The sequence below is a fragment of the Allobosea sp. P1_A7 genome (assembly GCF_056406775.1).
Window position 1 is genome coordinate 1 of record NZ_JBFTZN010000102.1, and the last position, 17,628, is coordinate 17,628.

16 protein-coding genes and 2 pseudogenes are annotated in these 17,628 nt (G+C 62.4%); 12 read left to right on the plus strand and 6 right to left on the minus strand.

Annotation, left to right across the window (positions count from 1 at the left end; genetic code table 11):
* The 4 genes from AC1D34_RS18625 to AC1D34_RS18640 form a co-directional block, all read left to right on the plus strand.
* Positions 1-554, plus strand: a 554-nt coding sequence (locus tag AC1D34_RS18625) for a glycosyltransferase (RefSeq protein ID WP_476824963.1), incomplete at its 5' end; no start/stop codon positions are given.
* Position 555: 1 nt separating this feature from the next.
* Entirely contained in the window at positions 556-1,971 is a 1,416-nt protein-coding gene (locus AC1D34_RS18630; RefSeq protein ID WP_476824964.1) for a glycosyltransferase, read from the plus strand.
* Positions 1,968-3,191 (plus strand): glycosyltransferase, encoded by a 1,224-nt coding sequence (locus AC1D34_RS18635; RefSeq protein WP_476824965.1) that lies wholly within the window; start codon positions 1,968-1,970, stop codon positions 3,189-3,191. The genes AC1D34_RS18630 and AC1D34_RS18635 overlap by 4 nt, the downstream gene beginning before the upstream one ends.
* Positions 3,188-4,453, plus strand: coding sequence for a glycosyltransferase family protein (locus AC1D34_RS18640; protein ID WP_476824966.1), 1,266 nt, complete (start codon positions 3,188-3,190; stop codon positions 4,451-4,453). The genes AC1D34_RS18635 and AC1D34_RS18640 overlap by 4 nt, the downstream gene beginning before the upstream one ends.
* A 161-nt stretch (positions 4,454-4,614) precedes the next feature.
* Here the strand turns inward: AC1D34_RS18640 and AC1D34_RS18645 are convergent.
* A pseudogene (locus tag AC1D34_RS18645) lies at positions 4,615-5,129 on the minus strand (IS66 family transposase); the annotation flags it as partial.
* A 79-nt stretch (positions 5,130-5,208) separates the two neighbouring features.
* Here AC1D34_RS18645 and AC1D34_RS18650 point away from each other — a divergent pair.
* A pseudogene (locus AC1D34_RS18650) lies at positions 5,209-6,296 on the plus strand (IS110 family RNA-guided transposase).
* Between the two features lie 311 nt (positions 6,297-6,607).
* Here AC1D34_RS18650 and AC1D34_RS18655 read toward each other — a convergent pair.
* From AC1D34_RS18655 to AC1D34_RS18670, 4 genes are all read right to left on the minus strand, one after another.
* Positions 6,608-6,703, minus strand: a complete 96-nt coding sequence (locus AC1D34_RS18655; protein ID WP_476824978.1) for an IS66 family transposase — start codon at positions 6,701-6,703, stop codon at positions 6,608-6,610.
* Between the two features lie 63 nt (positions 6,704-6,766).
* Entirely contained in the window at positions 6,767-7,885 is a 1,119-nt protein-coding gene (locus tag AC1D34_RS18660) for a TylF/MycF family methyltransferase (RefSeq protein WP_476824967.1), read from the minus strand.
* Between the two features lie 334 nt (positions 7,886-8,219).
* Entirely contained in the window at positions 8,220-9,668 is a 1,449-nt protein-coding gene (locus tag AC1D34_RS18665; RefSeq protein WP_476824968.1) for an ABC transporter ATP-binding protein, read from the minus strand.
* On the minus strand, positions 9,658-10,458 hold the full coding sequence (locus tag AC1D34_RS18670) for an ABC transporter permease (protein WP_476824969.1): 801 nt from the start codon (positions 10,456-10,458) through the stop codon (positions 9,658-9,660). The genes AC1D34_RS18665 and AC1D34_RS18670 overlap by 11 nt, the downstream gene beginning before the upstream one ends.
* Positions 10,459-10,673: 215 nt before the next feature.
* Here AC1D34_RS18670 and AC1D34_RS18675 point away from each other — a divergent pair, with 215 nt between their 5' ends.
* From AC1D34_RS18675 to AC1D34_RS18705, 7 genes are read left to right on the plus strand one after another with little or no spacing between them, the layout of a single operon-like run.
* Positions 10,674-11,531, plus strand: a complete 858-nt coding sequence (locus AC1D34_RS18675; protein ID WP_476824970.1) for a dTDP-4-dehydrorhamnose reductase family protein — start codon at positions 10,674-10,676, stop codon at positions 11,529-11,531.
* Between the two features lie 29 nt (positions 11,532-11,560).
* Positions 11,561-12,574 carry a polysaccharide biosynthesis protein gene (locus AC1D34_RS18680; RefSeq protein ID WP_476824971.1) on the plus strand — a complete coding sequence of 338 codons (1,014 nt, stop codon included), beginning with the start codon at positions 11,561-11,563 and terminating at the stop codon, positions 12,572-12,574.
* A gap of 2 nt (positions 12,575-12,576) precedes the next feature.
* Positions 12,577-13,701, plus strand: coding sequence for a non-hydrolyzing UDP-N-acetylglucosamine 2-epimerase (gene wecB, locus AC1D34_RS18685; protein WP_476824972.1), 1,125 nt, complete (start codon positions 12,577-12,579; stop codon positions 13,699-13,701).
* A gap of 18 nt (positions 13,702-13,719) precedes the next feature.
* Positions 13,720-14,853: a glycosyltransferase gene (locus AC1D34_RS18690; RefSeq protein ID WP_476824973.1), complete on the plus strand. Its 1,134-nt coding sequence runs from the start codon at positions 13,720-13,722 to the stop codon at positions 14,851-14,853.
* On the plus strand, positions 14,850-15,866 hold the full coding sequence (locus tag AC1D34_RS18695; RefSeq protein ID WP_476824974.1) for a glycosyltransferase: 1,017 nt from the start codon (positions 14,850-14,852) through the stop codon (positions 15,864-15,866). Before AC1D34_RS18690 ends, AC1D34_RS18695 begins: the two co-directional genes overlap by 4 nt.
* Complete coding sequence (locus AC1D34_RS18700; protein WP_476824975.1) at positions 15,863-16,759, plus strand: glycosyltransferase family 2 protein; 897 nt, start codon at positions 15,863-15,865, stop codon at positions 16,757-16,759. The genes AC1D34_RS18695 and AC1D34_RS18700 overlap by 4 nt, the downstream gene beginning before the upstream one ends.
* 14 nt (positions 16,760-16,773) lie before the next feature.
* Positions 16,774-17,391 carry a glutathione S-transferase family protein gene (locus AC1D34_RS18705; RefSeq protein WP_476824976.1) on the plus strand — a complete coding sequence of 206 codons (618 nt, stop codon included), beginning with the start codon at positions 16,774-16,776 and terminating at the stop codon, positions 17,389-17,391.
* A 32-nt stretch (positions 17,392-17,423) separates the two neighbouring features.
* On the opposite strand, the gene AC1D34_RS18710 is transcribed toward AC1D34_RS18705, so the two are convergent.
* A partial coding sequence (locus AC1D34_RS18710; RefSeq protein WP_476824977.1) for an integrase core domain-containing protein occupies positions 17,424-17,628 on the minus strand: 205 nt, incomplete at its 5' end.

Below are 17,628 nucleotides of genomic sequence, written 5' to 3' on the forward strand. Positions count from 1 at the left end.
GTGCTATAGTGCTATACACGGGTTCGGTTTATAGCGCGCAGGCTAGCGCCTTCAGGAATCTAGTTGCCGCGATGGAGCGAACCGGGGGACGCTTCCAACTCCATCTCCACACCGCGCAGGGCGAGGCCCAGGTCCGAGACAACGGTCTTGTCGGCCCCTTCGTCCACCGGCACGATCACCTGCCCCAGGCGCAGGCGCTGGCCCGCCAGCGCGAGGCCGACATTCTATTCCTGCCTCTGGCTTTCGAGTCACCGATCCCTGAAGTCGTGCGCTCATCGGCGCCCGCCAAGGTCGCCGAATACTTGGCCTCCGGACGACCTGTTGTCGTTCACGCTCCGCGTGGATCGTTCGTGTCATCGTTTTTCGCGGCGCGGGGAGCGGGCTTGGTGGTCGACCAACCGGATGTCGAGGCCCTCGCCCAGGCGCTGAATCGGCTGAGCGAAGATGCGGCGCTGCGGGCCAGTCTGATCAAGAACGCCCTGGCTGCCGCGCAGGAGTTCGGCGTCGAACAAGCTCGTGCCGCCTTCTCGGCCGCGCTCGGGAAGATTGGGTAAGATGTCCCCCCTGTCGCATGGCGAGCGCCCCCGCATCCTATTCGTGGCGATGCATCATTCCGTGCATACGGCGCGCTGGATCGAAGCAATGGTCAACGCGGGTTTTGACCTGCATCTGTTTCCGAACGACCCCTCCCCCCCGCACGCCTACATCCGCGGATTGACGTTGCATGTGCCGACGGTGACGCAGTCTGCCACCGCTGACGCGCCCCGCGCCATACCCTGGCTTTCGACCGGCCGGCGGGCGGCGAGGTTTGTTCTGAGCGCGTTCAGGAATCCGTTTGACGCCGCCCGTCTGCTACGGGACAAGCTTCGGCGTCACAAGGCATCGCCGCCTGCGCTGGAACTGGCGTCGCGCGATGGGGACTTCGTGAGAACCCGTGCGGTGCCGTTCGATGGCGATCCGCAGGCGCGGATACGGCTMGGCCGGCCCGACGAAAGCGAGGAAACCATCATGGCGCTTCACGGCCCGCGCATGCTGGCCGAGGTCATAGCCAACGTAAAGCCGAACCTCATCCACTCGCTGGAATTCCAGCACAACGCCTATCTTGTGCTGGCGGCGCGCGATCTTATGCTTGCGGAAGACCCATCATACCGCTTCCCTCGCTGGCTGGCGACGAACTGGGGCAGTGACATCTATTACTTCGGCGGCCAGGAGCCTCACGCGCGCCAAATCCGTCGGGTATGCGAAGCGATCGACCTCTATTCGTGCGAGTGTCGGCGCGATCTCGCGCTTGGACGCAGCTTCGGCTACCGCGGCCCTGAGTTGCCGATTCTGGCCAACTCTGGAGGCATCGATGTCGACTCCGCCCAACGCCTGCGCAGCGAAGCCCCGCCGTCGCGGCGCAAGCTCATCATGGTCAAGGGCTACGATCATTTCGCCGGCCGCGCCATGGTTTCTCTGGCCGTGCTCGAGCGTTTTGCCGACCGCCTGAAGGACTATGAGATCGTCATGTTCTCAGTCGGGGCCCGCCCGCGCGCACGCGCGCTTGAATTGAAGGCGGCCGGGGTCCTCAACATCGGCGTCATCGATCTAGGCACCCATGACGAAATTCTCGAATACTTCGGACGCGCCCGAGTGTATCTGGCCGTCAGTATTTCCGACGGAATCTCGACCTCCGTGCTCGAGGCGATGTTGATGGGGGCCTTTCCTGTTCAGACGAACACGTCATGCTGCGAGGAATGGTTCGTGCAAGGAGAGACCGGGTTCGCGGTCTCTCCAGACGATTTCGAGGAAATTTGCTCGCGTTTCGAGCGCGCACTGACGGATGATACCTTGGTAGACGCCGCGGCGGGGCGCAATCTCGAGATTATCCGCTCCCGGCTCGATCTGTCGGTTATGAAGCCGTCGATCCGCAACTTTTATCTTCAAGCCCTCGGGATGCCGATTCTTCGCGAGGGGAGTGAACGACCATGAAAGTTCTTCAGATCAACACAAGCGACGTCGTTGGCAGTCGTTTCAACAATTTCGACATTCGCCATCTGCTTGCAGCGGAGGGCGTCGAATCTGCGCATCTCGTGTGGAACAAGCTAAGCGACAGCCCGGACTCCCGGCGCTTCTTCGACCTTTCAGGCGCGCGTCTGGCCAACAAGGTGATCGGGCGGCTCGAATCCATGCTGTCGATCCATTCGCGCCTGCAATGGCAGGCTTACGCCCTGGCCCTGTCGAATGCCTATCGCACCGCCGACATAGTCCATTTCCATATAATCCATGACGGCTATTTCAGTTTGGACGCACTCCGTTTTCTGACGCGTGGCAAGCCGAGCGTATGGACATGGCACGATCCCTGGCCGATGACCGGCCATTGCATTTATTCCCTGGAGTGCGAGCGCTGGCAGAAGGGGTGCGGGCAGTGCCCGTCGCTGGACCTGCCCTTTGCGATGAGGAAGGACCGCACGGCCGAGCAGTTCGCGTGGAAGAAGCGCGTCGTTGCCGAGAGTCGCGCGCAGATCGTCGTAGCCTCCAGCCACATGCGCGATATGGCCGCACGCTCTCCTATCGCTGCGGGACAGGCAATTGAGGTCATTCCCTTTGGCATCGATCTGAAGCGTTTTCATCCCGTCGATCCGCAGCCGGCGCAGGCCCGGCTGGGAGTTCTGCCAGGCCGGCTGGTAATCGGCGTGCGCGCCTTTGCCGATAGCCCGTACAAGGGGTTCGAGTATGTCGTGGAGGCGCTGCGCAGGTTGCCCGATATGGGAATCCCACTGACGATTCTGACGACCCACGGCAAGGGGCATCTCAATGAGTTCATCGGTCGTCATCAGGTCATAGATCTCGGTTGGGTGAACGATGGCGCGACGATGATGGACTCTTTCGCCGCAACAGATATTTTTCTGATGCCTTCGACGGCTGAAGCCTTCGGTATGATGGCAATCGAGGCCCTCGCCTTTGCGAAGCCGATTATCGTCTTTGAAGGCACCGCACTGCCCGAAGTCGCGGGGGCCCCGGACGTAGCGATCGCTACACCGATGCGTGATGCCGCCTCCCTTGCTGAAGCGATCGAACGTCTCGTCCGTTCTCCCGCAGAGCGTCAGCGGCGGGGTGCGGCAGGCCGACGTTGGGCAGAGACGCATTACAGTGACGGCGATTTCGCGCGCAAGATGGCGGCTCTTTATCGAAAGGTGGCGCAGCGATGACGGGACACACTCCCGGCAGGCGAATCCTTCTCCTGACTGATATTCCACCATGCAGCAATCTGACCGCGGGGATCGTGACGGCACAGATGTGCCGGTTCGTCCCAAAGAGCGAACTTGCCGTCTTTTGCGTGACCAATCCGCATCTTCAGCCCAAGCTTTATGACGATCTCGCGGACGTCGAAATGAAGATGATCCCCAAGCCGATCGAACAGCAACGCCGAGTCCTGCGTGGCATCAGGATCGGGAGGGTTGGTGCGGCCGCCGTCGAGGCGGTCAAGCGTGCGACCCTGCCTCGCGGCCTCATCCGCCAGGCAGTGGCCTATGGCCGCGCGATCGGCGCGACTGACCTATGGGCGATTTTGCAGGGACAGACTATGGTGCGGATAGCCGCGCCGGTGGCGCGTGAGCTCGGTGTGCCGTTGCGCGTTCATGTCTGGGATCCCCTGCGCTGGTGGCTCGACGCTCACGGGGTTGACCCGGTCAATCGCCGGCTTGACCTCGCCCAATTTGATCGCACGCTGCGGCAGGCTACGAGCTGCGCGGCGGCTTCGGGTCCGATGGCGCGGCACTATGAGGAGATTTACGGCGTCCCTTCGACAGCGGTGATCGCCTCGATCGATCCCACGCTCGCACAAACGCCGCCGACTGCGCTTATCAGCACGGACAGTGTAGTCGTCGGCATGGTTGGTCAATTCTACGCGAGCGAGGAATGGAGACAGTTGGTGACCGCCCTCAACTTCTCCRAGTGGAGGGTGGGCGAACGCAAAGTCGTTCTGATGACTTTCGGCCACGAGCCGCCCCCGAGCGAAATTCCAGACGGCCATCTGAAATTTATGGGCTGGAAGGATCAGCCGGAAGTGATCCGGACAATAGCTCGGAATTGCGACGTCGCCTATTGCCCCTATCCTTTCGCAGCAAACATGGAGGAGGTTTCGCGCTTGAGCTTCCCCTCCAAGGTGCCGACCTACTTGGCGGCGGGGCGGCCGATCCTGTTCCACGGCCCGTCTTATTCGGCACCTTACATCTATCTGAAAGAGCGGGGCGCGGCTTATCTCTGCCGCGACGCTTACGCAACATCCGTTTATAATGGTCTGGTTCATCTGGTAGAAAATGCGGTGTTGTACGAGACGACGGCCCTTGCTGCGCAGCGCGCATTTCTTGCCGACTTTACGCTGCCCCGCATGGAGCGTGCAGTGCGCCAGTTTCTTGGTTATGACGTCAGCGAGCGGTCAACTGGACGGATGGAACACGGCGGCACCTGACGATAGGGTGTGCTACAGACCAGGGTTTGTCGCCAACATCTTGCAGAAATTGATTGGCGCGGGCGGCATGATACTGGGGGCACGGTCGCACTCAATGCCACTCACCTCAAAGCGCACCGTAACCGCTGTTTTCAGGCCACGGCCTTGAGCGGCTGGGGGGCCTAGGCCCAGGGCAGCAAGCCGTCGATCTGGCTTTGCGGATGGCCGGCGACGATGCGGGCGATGACGTCGCCGAGATAGGCTTGCGGATCGACGGCGTTGAGCTTGAAGGCCTCCACGAGCGAGGCGATGACGGMCCAGTGCTCGCCGCTGCCGTCGGAGCCGGCAAAGAGCGCATTCTTGCGATCCGGATTGCGCGCTCGACCACGTTGGAGTCGATTTCGACGCGGCCGTCGTCGAGGAAGCGGGAGAGGCCCTGCCAGCGCGAGAGGGCGTAGCGGATTGCCTCGGCGAGCTTGCTCTTCTGGCTGACGAGGCCGAGCTTCTCCTTGAGCCACGACTCCAGCGCCGCGACGATGGGACGGCTCCTGGCCTGCCGGGCGGCACGACGTTCCTCGGCCGGGCGGCCGCGGATTTCGGCCTCGACCTGGTAGAGCATCGCGATGCGCGCAAGGGCTTCCATGGCGATCGGCGCCGGGCCTGATTGGGCCAGCTCGTAGAACTTCCGCCGGACATGATGGCATGAATGCCCCCGCTCGCCCAGCGTCGCGCTTCGTGTGACGTTGGCAAGGGGGCTCTGACCACAGGAGAGCGCCATGCCGAACGATGTTGCCCGCATCGGGCTCGATATCGCCAAGTCCGTGTTCCAGGTCCATGCCGCCGATCAGGAGGGCCGAGCGGTGCTGCGCCGCCGGCTCAAGCGCGACGAGGTCGAGGCCTTCTTTCGCAGCCTGCCGCGCTGCGAGGTCGGCCTCGAGGCATGTCCCGGCGCCCACCACTGGGGTCGCCTGCTCGTCGCAATGGGCCATGAAGCGCGCTTGTTGCCAGCGCAATACGTGCGGCCGTTGTGGCTGCCGGATCAAAACTCCTCAGAAGCGACACTTCTGGGGAAAATTCAGGCGGCATTGACAGCCGTTTGTCAAAACCAACAAGAACGACGCCGCCGATGCCGAGGCTATCTGCGAGGCGATGGCGCGGCCGACCATGCGCTTCGTGCCGAGCAAGAGCGTAGCGCAGCAGGAGGTCCTGATGCTCCACCGCGTTCGCGATCAGCTCATGCGGCAGCGCACCCAGCTCATCAACGCCATCCGCGGCCATCTTACGGAGCTTGGCCTCGTCGGGCCGGAGCGCGCCCACAATATCGGCGTGCTGACGGCGATAGTCGAAGACGAGGGCGACGAGCGCGTGCCCCCGCTGGCACGCCGGCGCTGCGCCACCTTGTGGCCGAGCTGCGTTCCGTCGGCGAGAAGCTAGCGCGCATCGACGAGGACCTCGGCCATGTGGCGCGTGAGGTACCTGCCGCCGGCTCACCGCCTTCCCGGGGGTTGGCGTCATCACAGCTACCGCCGTTGTCGCCTCGATCGGCGACCCGGCCCAGTTCAAGTCGGGCCCTCACTTCTCGGCATGGCTCGGACTCGTGCCCCGGCAGAACTCGACCGGTGGATTCGATAAGCTCAGTGGCATCAGCAAGCGAGGCGATGGCTACCTGCGGCGCCTGCTAATCCACGGCAGCCGGGCCGTGATGCGCTGGCGAGGCAAGCGCTGGCTGTGGCTGGCGAAGCTAAGGGCGCGCCGGCCCGCCAACGTGGCCGCGGTGGCGATAGCCGACAAGACCGCTCGCACGATCTGGGCAATGCTGCGTTACGGTGAGTCCTACGGCGCGTCGCCGACGCGGCGGGCCTGACCGCGGTCGGGCGATCGTCGCCGCCCGCGACTTGCGACGCGAAGGCAGACTCGCGCCTGATGGCAAGACCGGGCGCACCGGAGCCTGACGAATCCGTTGGAGCCATCGAGTTTCGAGCTCGCGGCGCGTGATTGGGACCTGGCTTGCGGATGAACCATCAAGGCCGGCGACGCAGGGTGCGCCGCCAAGATAGGCCGGATAGATGACCGCAGCCGCAGATCTACGCCCCAGTGCACGATAAATCCTTGCCAGAGCGGGGGCATCCATAGATGTCTCCAGCATAGCGCCTCGACGACTGGCCCGGGCTGACGCTAAGGGGCGAGCGGCCGGTTGTAGCCGGCATAGGCGTCGGCCTGCAGGATGCCGGTGAAGCCGCGCAGATGCTCTTCGGGCCCCCGATAAGACAAACTTGCAGCCGAGACTCTCCGGCGCTCGCATGGCCGCAAGCATCGTGCATTTGAGACTTGAGCCTAGACGGGAACACGCCACCACACCGCCGCGCCGTCCACGGGGTGCATCGGTGCCTCGATGCCCTGCTGCTCGCGAAAATCGTGGATCGCCCGGGCACAAGGCTCGAGAACATAATCGTCCACGATGACGAACCCGCCCGGCGACACTTTGTGATAGAGCGCGTGGAGTGCATCCATCGTGCTCTCATACATGTCCCCGTCGAGCCGCAGCACGGCCAGCCGGTCGATTGGCGCAACGGGAAGAGTGTCCTTGAACCAACCCTCAAGGAAGATCACCTGTTCGTCGAGAAGTCCGTAACGGCGAAAATTGCCGGCGACGACCTCACGCGAGACGGCGAGTTGGGCGTAGGTGTGATGTGTGTCCCCCGTGTCGGCCGGATTGCGCGATGCGTCAGGTTCGGGCAGACCCCGAAAACTGTCGGCTACGAAGACCTTGCGGTCTTTCGCGCCATAGGCCTTGAAGATTCCCTTGGCGTAGATGCAGGCGCCGCCGCGCCAGACGCCAGTCTCGATGAAGTCGCCGGGAACGCCCTCATCCAAAGCCTGCGTCGTCAGCATGCGCAAATTGCGCATACGGGCAGTGCCGATCATCGTGATCGCCTGTTCGGGCCAATCGCGGCCAATGGCGCGCAACGACGGGTCGAACTTGCGTTCCGTCCAGGGCGCTTGCGAGCCGTCCTCGATCAGCAGGCCGGTCAGAGACGCCACCAGCAGATCAAGATAGAGTTCTGCGGCGCTTCCGTCGCCCCCCGGGGCAGCGGGGTCCACGCCCAATTGGCGTCCGAGGCGGGCGACAGCTTCCTCGTGACGTGCGCCCACCCCGAGGGTTTGGGCCGAGACATTATCGAGCTTCACCAGAAGATGGTTGAACTGGTCTTCAAACGCGGCTTTAGCAGCTAGGCGTTCGGTCAAAGCGCCGCGCTCCTCGCGCAACGCATTTCGCTCCGCGACGAGCCTGGATGCTTCCTCGCGCAGCAGGCTTTCGCGCGTGTTAGCTTCGATCTGGTGTTTCTCCAGGGCCCGCAGAGCGCCGATGCGCTCGGAATCGAGCTGGGTGAGGGTGGCGTAATAGCGTCGCAAACCCGGGAGACGATTCAAGAAACGGGTCTTGGGGGACAATTGCGTCACTGGACGTTCCATCACTATGCGCTCGACTCATCGCAAAGGCCGAGCACTCATATCATTCGCTCGACGGGAAGGCGTGAGCCCCATCGCCATCCATGAAATACAGAATGTTGTCAATTCCGCGCCGCCGTCGCTTGGTCGATAAGCCGCGCGGCCATGATCGAGATCACAAATCGAGAGAACACTAGCCAAGAATGTCGCCGCGGTTCGTTCGCCCGTCCGTATAAGTCGCCATTCGGAATTCGGCCCTGCGGGTTCCACCGAAGGGCCGCCAACTTTATACTGCTAACGGGCGCGAAGCTTCCGTAATCGGAGACGCGCATCGGCGTCAGGCATCGGTCGGTTCTTGGGGAAGGTGCGAATCGATTGCATCGATCTGAATGCGATCCATATCGATCGCCACCAGGACCCCGTTTCGGAAAGGCGAATGGACGTCGAACATCAGGGCGTCATGCATCCACTGATGCTGCACATGATTCTCCAGAGTTCCGGAAGCACAGGCCGCTGTCACCGAATAGCGTCCAGATGCGAGCGCGGGCAACCGGAATGCGAAACTCGTCTCAAGAATCTGGCCCGCCCGGGCCGTGATCGGACGGGCGAGGGTCGTCAGGAAGGTGTTGTCGCCCAGGATCGGCTGGCCGAGGCGGTCCTTGATGTGGAAACCCACGATCGGCGCATCGAGATCGGCAAGGACGGCGACCTCGATGAGAAGCCGTACGTCCTCCCCACCCTCTATCCAGTGAAGCGGTGAGCCGTCGGCGTGAGTGAAATTGACACGTTGGATGCGCGCCTTGCCACTCCCAAAATCGGCGCTATCTGCCATGTTCTCGAAGATTACCGGCCGATCCGGCTTGGGCGCGTCTGGGCGCGTCACGGGTTTGGCCTTGGCCTCGGGCGCCGCCCGCTCACCCGTCGTTGCCGACGCGTCGACGGCGAGAGCATTTGCCTTGGCGCGCTGCCGCAGAATCGGTTGGTTCGACAGTCCTTGCGTCTGGCTCATGATGGAAGCCGAATAAGCTTCGCAAACGTCCTTGGCCGAGCCCTGCATCACAAGATCGCCCTTGTCGATCCAAATCGCGCTGTTGCACAGGCTCATCACCGCGCCGGTGTCATGGCCGCAGAACAATACAGTCCCACTTTCGCGGAACTGCCGCAGCCATCTCAGGCACTTCTGCTGGAAGTAGGCGTCACCCACCGCTAGCGCCTCATCGATGATAAGCACGTCCGCATTGACATGGGCGATCACTGCGAACGCCAGACGCATCGCCATACCCGTCGAATAGGTTTTCACCGGTCGTTCGATGAATTCGCCGATGTCGGCGAAGGCGAGGATGTCGTCGAAACGCGCCTGTGTTTCCTCGCGCGACATGCCGAGGATCGATGCGTTGAGATAAATGTTCTCGCGGCCAGTAAACTCGGGATTGAAGCCCGACCCCAGCTCAAGTAGCGCGGCGACGCGCCCTTTGACGCGCGCCTCGCCATTGGTGGGAGCCAAGGTACCGCAGACGAGTTGCAGCAGCGTGGATTTGCCCGACCCGTTGCGGCCGATGATCGCCATGCTATCGCCGCGCGGCACCTCAAAGCTAATGGAATTCAGCGCCCAATGGTCAACGTAATAGTTCTTTCCCGGCCAATCGACTCCTACCGCACGCAAGGCCGGCGCGGCCGCCCGCCGCAGGCGCGGCATTATAGCCTGCGCTAGCCTGTCGGACGGGCGCCGGTATATCTGGTAGGCCTTCGAGAGCTCTTTAGCCTCGATCGCGATCTCAGAGCACATCGGCGAATCCCGCGCGCAGGCGATTGAAGACCCAGATCGCCGCAGGCAGTGCGACCAGCGCTCCCATCCACAAAAATGCCAAAGCCTGCCAGTTCGGAACTTGGCCGAACAGCAACACGCTGCGCGTCTCCTCGACCACGATGGTCAGCGGATTGAGCTGCATTAACGTCCGGAAACTGGGTGGAACCGACGAGATCGGGTAGAAGATCGGCGTCAGGAACATCGAGGCGGTGACGACGAAACTCACGATCTGTCCGATGTCGCGGAGATAAACTCCCAAAGCCGATAGCACATAGGCCGACGCCAGCAGCAGGAGCAGATAGGGAATAATGATGAGGACAAAGAGCGGCGCGGTTGCCTCGACGCGGCCGCTATACAGTGCATGGCCCAAGATGACAATCAACAGGCCAAAAGCTGCGGTGATCAGGGCTCCCAGCACGACGACGACGGGCAGTGTGCCGAGCGGGAAGACGACTTTCTTCACATAGCTGCTGTGGGCGAGGATCAATCCCGCAGCTCGGTTCAAAGTCTCCGCGAGCATGGAGTGCAAGAGGACGCCGACGAGCAGTATCAACGTGAAGTTGGCGTCGACTCCGTCCCGCCCAGTTCCCCACCGCGCTTGAAACACCGAGGAGAATACAAAGGTGAAGATCAACGCGGTTAGGAGTGGCGTCAGAAACGCCCAGCCAACGCCGAGTATGCTGCCGCGATAACGCGCCTCAAAATCGCGCATCGTCAAACGCAAAGTCAATTCCGTCGTCCGGCGCAGATGATCGCCCCAACTCGTCAACGCTTCAATCCTTGAACTCGCGCCGGACCGGAGAGTCCGCCGCGGCGCTCCTGTAACACCTCGCATCCTCGTCTCGCAAACGCGTTCTGCTGCGGCGGATCGGGCGGCTCGACAAGACCAGGTCGGTTGAGTAAATCGTTCGCGCTTAGCGGACTTGACCGAGGCGTCAGTGATGACGGAAAGACGCCGTTCCAGCAAATTGACCGGAGATGACGTTGACCAAAATCCTCATCCTGGGTGCCGGGGGCATGCTTGGTAACGCTGCCTATAGGCTCTTCGCCGCTTCGCCAGGCTTCGAGGTTGTCGGTACGATCCGAGGTGGCTCGCCAGCAGCGCTTTCTCAGAGCACGAGCGCTCGCCTGCTCGGCGACGTCAATGTGACCGATCAAGACCGCCTCGTCCGTGTGATCGGCCAAACGCGGCCAGACGTGGTTATTAACTGCGTTGGTGTTGTCAAACAGCTCTCCGCCGCCAAGGATCCCCTCGTATCCATCACTTTGAATTCACTCCTGCCGCACCGGCTCGCCGAACTCTGCGGAGCGACGGGCGCGCGCCTCGTGCACGTCTCGACCGACTGCGTTTTCGACGGGCGCAAGGGTGATTACAACGAGAAGGACCCGTCGAACGCCGAAGACCTATATGGCAAGAGCAAGTTTCTGGGTGAGGTTGACTATTCCAATGCAGTCACGCTGCGCACCTCGATCATCGGTCATGAGCTTAACTCCGCCCATTCGCTGATCGACTGGTTCCTGTGCCAGCCCGGCCCCTCGGTGAAGGGATATCGGGGGGCGATCTACACGGGTCTCCCGACCGTCGAGTTGGCGCGCGTTATCCGCGACGTCGTTATTCCGCATCCGGAGTTGCGCGGCGTTTGGCATGTCGCCGCCGACAAGATCAACAAATTCGAGCTCCTGAAGCTGGTGTCGCAGGAATACGGCAAGTCAATAGATATCGTCCCCGATGACGCGGTGGCGATCGACCGTTCAATGGACGGCTCGCGCTTCCGCGCGGCGACGGGATATGTCGCTCCGCCTTGGCCCGAGCTAATAGCCCGCATGCGCTCCGCACGTTGAGCGCGCGCCAAGAGAAAGTAATCTATCCCATGGACATCAAGGGTAAGACCCTGCTCATCACTGGCGGAACCGGATCCTTCGGCAATGTCGTTCTGCGTCGCTTCCTGCGCGAAGGAATCGGCGAGGTCCGCGTCTTCAGCCGTGACGAGAAGAAGCAGGAGGACATGCGCCTCGAGCTAAAGAATGACCGCGTCAAATTTTACATCGGCGACGTGCGTGAGCCTACCAGCCTGCGCGCTCCGATGCGCGGTGTCGACTTTATCTTTCACGCCGCCGCACTAAAGCAAGTGCCCTCTTGCGAGTTCTACCCGATGGAGGCGGTGCGCACGAATGTCCTCGGCGCGAGCAACGTGCTAGAAGCCGCCATTGACGCTGGCGCCCGGCGCGTTGTTGTGCTCTCTACGGACAAGGCGGTCTACCCGATCAACGCCATGGGTATTAGCAAGGCGATGATGGAGAAGATCACGGTCGCACGCGCCCGTCTGCTTTCGCAGAGCGACACCACATTGTGCGCCACACGCTACGGCAACGTGATGGCGTCGCGTGGCTCAGTGATTCCACTCTTCGTCTCGCAAGTGAAGGCGGGCCAGCCGATCACCGTCACCGATCCGAACATGACACGCTTTCTCATGTCGCTCGAGGAATCGGTCGATCTGGTCATCTATGCGTATCGCAACGCTGAGCAAGGCGACATCTTCGTCAAGAAGGCGCCCGCCTCGACAATCGGCCACCTTGCAGAAGCGGTGATGCAGATCTTCGAAAAGCGCGTTCCGATTAATGTGATTGGCACGCGTCATGGCGAGAAGCGTTACGAGTCGCTGGTCTCGCGGGAGGAGATGGCGCGCGCAGCCGATCACGGCGGCTATTACCGTGTCCCCCAAGACAACCGCGATCTTAACTACGCCAAATATTTCGTCGAGGGCGAAAGCGCGATCTCGATGGCGGAGGATTACACCTCCGACAACACTGAGATTCTCGACGTTGAGGGGGTGAAGAAGCTGCTTCTCGGCCTCGACTACATCCAGGCCGAACTGCGGAACTAGACATGCGCAAGGTGATGTCGATTGTGGGCACTCGGCCCGAGCTGATCAAGATGTGTCGGGTCATCGCCCAACTCGACGAGCAGACCCATCACGTGCTAGTCCACACCGGTCAGAATTACGATTATGGCCTCAATCAGGTGTTTTTTGAGGATTTGGACATCCGCAAGCCGGACCATTTTCTCGAGGCGGCCGGGGGCTCGGCAATCGACACGATCGCTGAGGTGCTAAGGCGCTCCGACGCAGTGATGGAGCTAGAGAAGCCTGATGCAGTGCTCATCTACGGTGACACCAATTCGGGCCTGGCGGTAATCTCAGCCAAGCGGCGCAAGATCCCAGTCTTCCATATGGAAGCCGGCAATCGCTGCTTCGATCAGCGTGTCCCCGAAGAACTCAACCGCAAGGTCATTGATCATCTCTCCGACGTCAACATGACGCTGACCGAGCACGCCCGGCGCTATTTGCTCGCTGAGGGCCTGCCGCCCGAGCAGACCTTCAATGTAGGTTCGCACATGCATGAGGTGCTCGAGCATTTCCGTCCCCGGTATGAGACTTCCGACGTTCTCAACCGCCTCGGCCTTACCGAACGCCAATTCTTCGTCGTCTCCAGCCATCGCGAGGAAAATGTCGACAACGAGCGCAATCTTGCCGACCTGCTCGATTCGCTTAATGGGCTGGCTGAAACCCATAACTGGCCGGTGATCGTGTCGACCCATCCGCGCACCCGCAAGCGGCTGGAGGCTCTCGGCGAAAACCAGCTCGATTCGCGCGTTCAGTTCCTGCCGCCGTTCGGTTTCCACGACTATATCAAGCTGCAAATGACGGCGGCCTGCGTTGTCTCCGACAGCGGCACAATCACTGAGGAAAGCTCGCTGCTGGGCTTCCCTGCCGTGACCATTCGTCAGGCTCATGAGCGCCCCGAGGGCATGGACGAGGGAACGCTGGTAATGTGCGGGCTCACGCGTGCGTCGGTGCTTGACTCGGTGCGTTTCGTCATTCGCGCCCAGGCTACCGGACTGACACCGCGGCGGGTCGGCGACTATGTCGCCGGCCCTGTTTCGCGCAAGGTAGTCGCGATCGTTCTGAGCTACATCGACTACGTCAATCGGACGGTGTGGCGTAAGCAGTGAAGTCTTAGTGAGCGCTGCATGGCTGGGCTAAAGATCCTACATATTGCTCCTCATTTGCGCCAGGGCGGCGCCGAGCGGCTGCTGTTCGAACTCGCGACGCGGGCCCCGGCCGGAGTCGCCCATCATGTGGCGCTAATGCAGGAGGAGGTGTTTTTCGACCGCGCCGATTTAGTGGTCGAGGATCTCGGCTTCGACCTGACGCGCCGATTACGGGGAGTTACCCATCTGCCGGCATCGCGTCGACGTCTACGCGCTCTGGTTGAGCGATTGAGACCAGACATAGTCCAGGGCTGGCTCTATTATGGCGCCTTCCTTAGCCTCGCCGTTGGTGGTCGGGCGCCTCTGGTGTGGTCGATCCACAACACTACGTTTCCGCGATTTCTTGCCAATCCACCGTTGCATCTGATCGATCGCACGCTCGCCGCGCGCTCTCGCTCGACGCCCGACGCGATCGTCTATTGCGCGGCCTCAGCTCGGGTATTTCATGAGGCGCGGGGCTATGCGCCACGACGCGGCCTCGTCATCGATAACGGCGTCGATCTTGCCCTCTTCCGTCCAAATGCGGAGCGGCGTGCGGTGCGCCGCAACGCGTTCGGCCTCGCCGACGACGCGTTCGTCGTACTTTTGAGCGCTCGCAACGCTCCGCAGAAGGACTTGCCCAATTGTCTCGACGCTTTCTCGCTATTCCGACGCGATACGCCGATGGCACGACTGCTGCTTGCGGGACGCGGCATGAACGGCTCAGACGCCGGATTGCGCGACCTGATCACTGCGCGCGGGCTAGGCGCTGCCGTCGTGATGCTCGGTGAGGTTTCCGATATGCCGGGCCTGCTTGACGCGTCCGACGCTGTTCTACTCGGTTCGCGCTATGGCGAGGCCATGCCCATGGCTTTGCTTGAGGCGCTGGTTATGGACAAGCCGATTGCCGCCACCCGCGTCGGCGACGTAGAGCGACTCCCCTGTCCACGCGAGGCGCTGGCGCCTCCCGCCGAACCGCAATCGCTTGCCGCCGCCCTCACCTTCGCGCGGGCAGGCGATCCGCGGTGGGCGGCATCGTTTGCCGAAACCCGCGTGCGTCACGGGCTCGACGCGATGGTGCGCGCTTATGAGTCCCTCTATCGCCGCCTTGCCGCACAGGAGCCGCTGTCATGACGCAGGACCCCTCGCTCGCCGTGGTTACGCCGRTATTCAACGGAGCCGACTATATTGTTGAGACCGCGTCATCCGTCGCCGTACAGTTGCGTCCGGGAGACCGTTATGTCGTCGTTGACGACGGTTCGACCGACGCCACGCGAGCTCGCCTCACGGCCGCCGATCTACCGATTGAGCTGATCACGCAGGCCAACGCCGGTGAGGCAGATGCCGTCAACGCGGGTGTCGCGCGCGCAGACCGTGAGATCATCGGAATCGTCAATGCCGACGATCCGGTCCTGCCGGGCCTCCTCGATGCCGTGCGCGCGGCCTTCCGCGACGACCCCACTCTAGATGCGGTCTATCCGGATTGGTTCAAGATCGACGCGAACGGGCGGCAGTTGGCGAAGGTTACGACGCGCGACTATGACTATGAGGTGCTGTTCTGCCAGCATTTCTGCCTCCCCGGACCGGGAGCCTTCTTTCGGGTCGGCGCTCTCGCCGGCGAGCCCGTGCGCGACGCCCGCGCCTCGCTGATCTCTGATTACGATTTCTGGTTGCGATACGGCCTACGCGGCGCAAAAGTAAAGCGGCTGCCGCAGGTGCTGGCGACTTGGCGGCTGCACGCTGGCGGTATGACCCGCCGTGGCCAGGGGCCGCGTCTAGCGCGCCAGAAGATCGAGATGATCAAACGGCTACTGGCGCGCCCCGACCTTCCCGAACATATCCGCAAGCTGGGGCCTCAGGCACTAAGCGCCGCTTATTATCATGCCGCGCTCGTCGGTCTTCGCGCGCCCGACACACCGGCACTGCGCTACGCCCTGCAATCCTACGCGCTGAAACCGCGCTGGGCCGGACCGGTCGACGCCACGCAACGTCGCGCAGCTGGCCATCTCGCCTACGCCGCGGCGCAGCCACTGTCCGGCTGGCTACACGCGCTCGCTTCGCCCCTGCTGCCTGCTCGCTTCCACAGGCAGGCAGTTCTCGACCAGACCTTCCGCCTCGATCCAACCGCTAATAAAGAGGAGCCATGACGACGGCATCAGCCCCACGTGTCAGCGTCGTGATCCCGATGTTCAACCGCGCCGCCACCATCCGGCGCGCGGTCGAAAGCGCCTTGGCGCAGAGCTTCGTAGATATTGAAGTTGTAGTCGTCGATGACGCCTCCAGCGACGCTTCCGCTGCGATCGTCACGGCAATTGACGATCCGCGCCTGCGGCTACTGCGCCGCGAGCGCAACGGTGGTGCATCGGCAGCACGCAACGCCGGCGTCGCGGCGTCGTCCGGATCGCTCGTTGCCTTTCTTGATTCGGATGACGAATGGTTTCCACGGAAACTCGAAATCCAGATTTCAGCGCTTGAGTATGCGCCCGCCGACGTCGGGGTCTCTTGCACTGGGGTTGAGATGCATCTGCTCGACCACGCCGTTACGCGGCTGCAACCGCTTGAGGACAGTCCCGACTGGGCGCGGCGACTGGCGATGGATTGCGACCTGAATCCCGGCACGACGCAGCTCACGCGCCGCGCCGTTTTCGACGCCGTCGGTCCGTTCGATGAGACGCTGCCTCGCTTCGAGGATTGGGACTGGCTGATCCGCTACACTCGCGGGGGATCGATCGTCGCGGTGCGCGAGCCGCTGGCGCGCGTCTATAATCGCCGCGCGCGGCTCGGGGAGGTTGTGGAGCGGTCGGCCGTATTACTACTCACAAAGCACCGCGACGTCTTCGCGGCCCTCGCGCCAGCCGACCGTCGCAAAGCGATGGCTGACATCTGGTTGCAGGCGGCTGGCACCTACGCCTTCGAAGGCAAGTTCGGTTCTCTCGTCCGCCCGGCCGCGGCGGCCTTCGCGCAACGGCCCCTGCATACGCTCAGCCGCCTCGCCGCCGGCGCCGCGGCGGTGGCCCGCGGGCGGCTGACACGTGCCTAGCAAGAACCATCCTGATGATCCTCTACTGCGCTCCCGCCTCTCCATTCTCCCGCAAGGTGCGTATGCTGACGCGCCATCTCGGGTTTGAAGGCATCGTTGATGAGCGCTTCGTCGATACTGCGACGCCCAACGCCGCCTTCCTTGCCGCGAATCCGCTCGCCAAGATTCCGACGCTGATCACGCTGCAGGGCGACGCTTTATTCGACTCAGCTGTGATCGCTGCCTATCTCGACGCACGGAGCGGACATGCTCTGACTCAGCGGGGCGATGCCTACTTTGTCGGACAGGCCTACGAAGCCCTGGCTGACGGCGTGATGGAGGCGATCGTTCTTATCATTTACGAACGGCGCTGGCGCGAGGAGGCAAAGCGCGAAGCGCGCTGGACGGCGCACCAGGAGGCAAAGATTATGCGCGGCTTGGCACGCGCGAGCCAAATTGTCGTCCGCCCTGGTCATCGGCTGCAAATCGGCGACTTTTCCTTAGCTGCGGCGCTTGGATACCTCGATCTTCGCTTCGAGGGAGCTTGGCGTGCGACCTTCCCCGTCCTGGCGGGCTGGCTCTACGACTTCGCCGTTCAGGTTCCCGCCTTTGAAGCGACGCGCCATCGCGATTCCCCCTCAGTCGCGCGCTAGGTGTCGTTTCCAAGAAGGTTGTTCAGTCTTGCCTATGGCGGCTTTCCGCCGAGAGCTGAGTGAGGGCGGGAGAGGTTGTAGTTGTCGGCCCAAGGTCCGATGGCGGCGTGGCGCTCTGCCGAGCTCTGATAGGGTCTTGCATAGGCCCATTCGCGCAAGCTGGTCTGGATGAAGCGCTCGGCCTTGCCGTTGGTTCGCGGGGTGTAGGGCCGGGTGCGGACATGGCGGGCGCCGGCC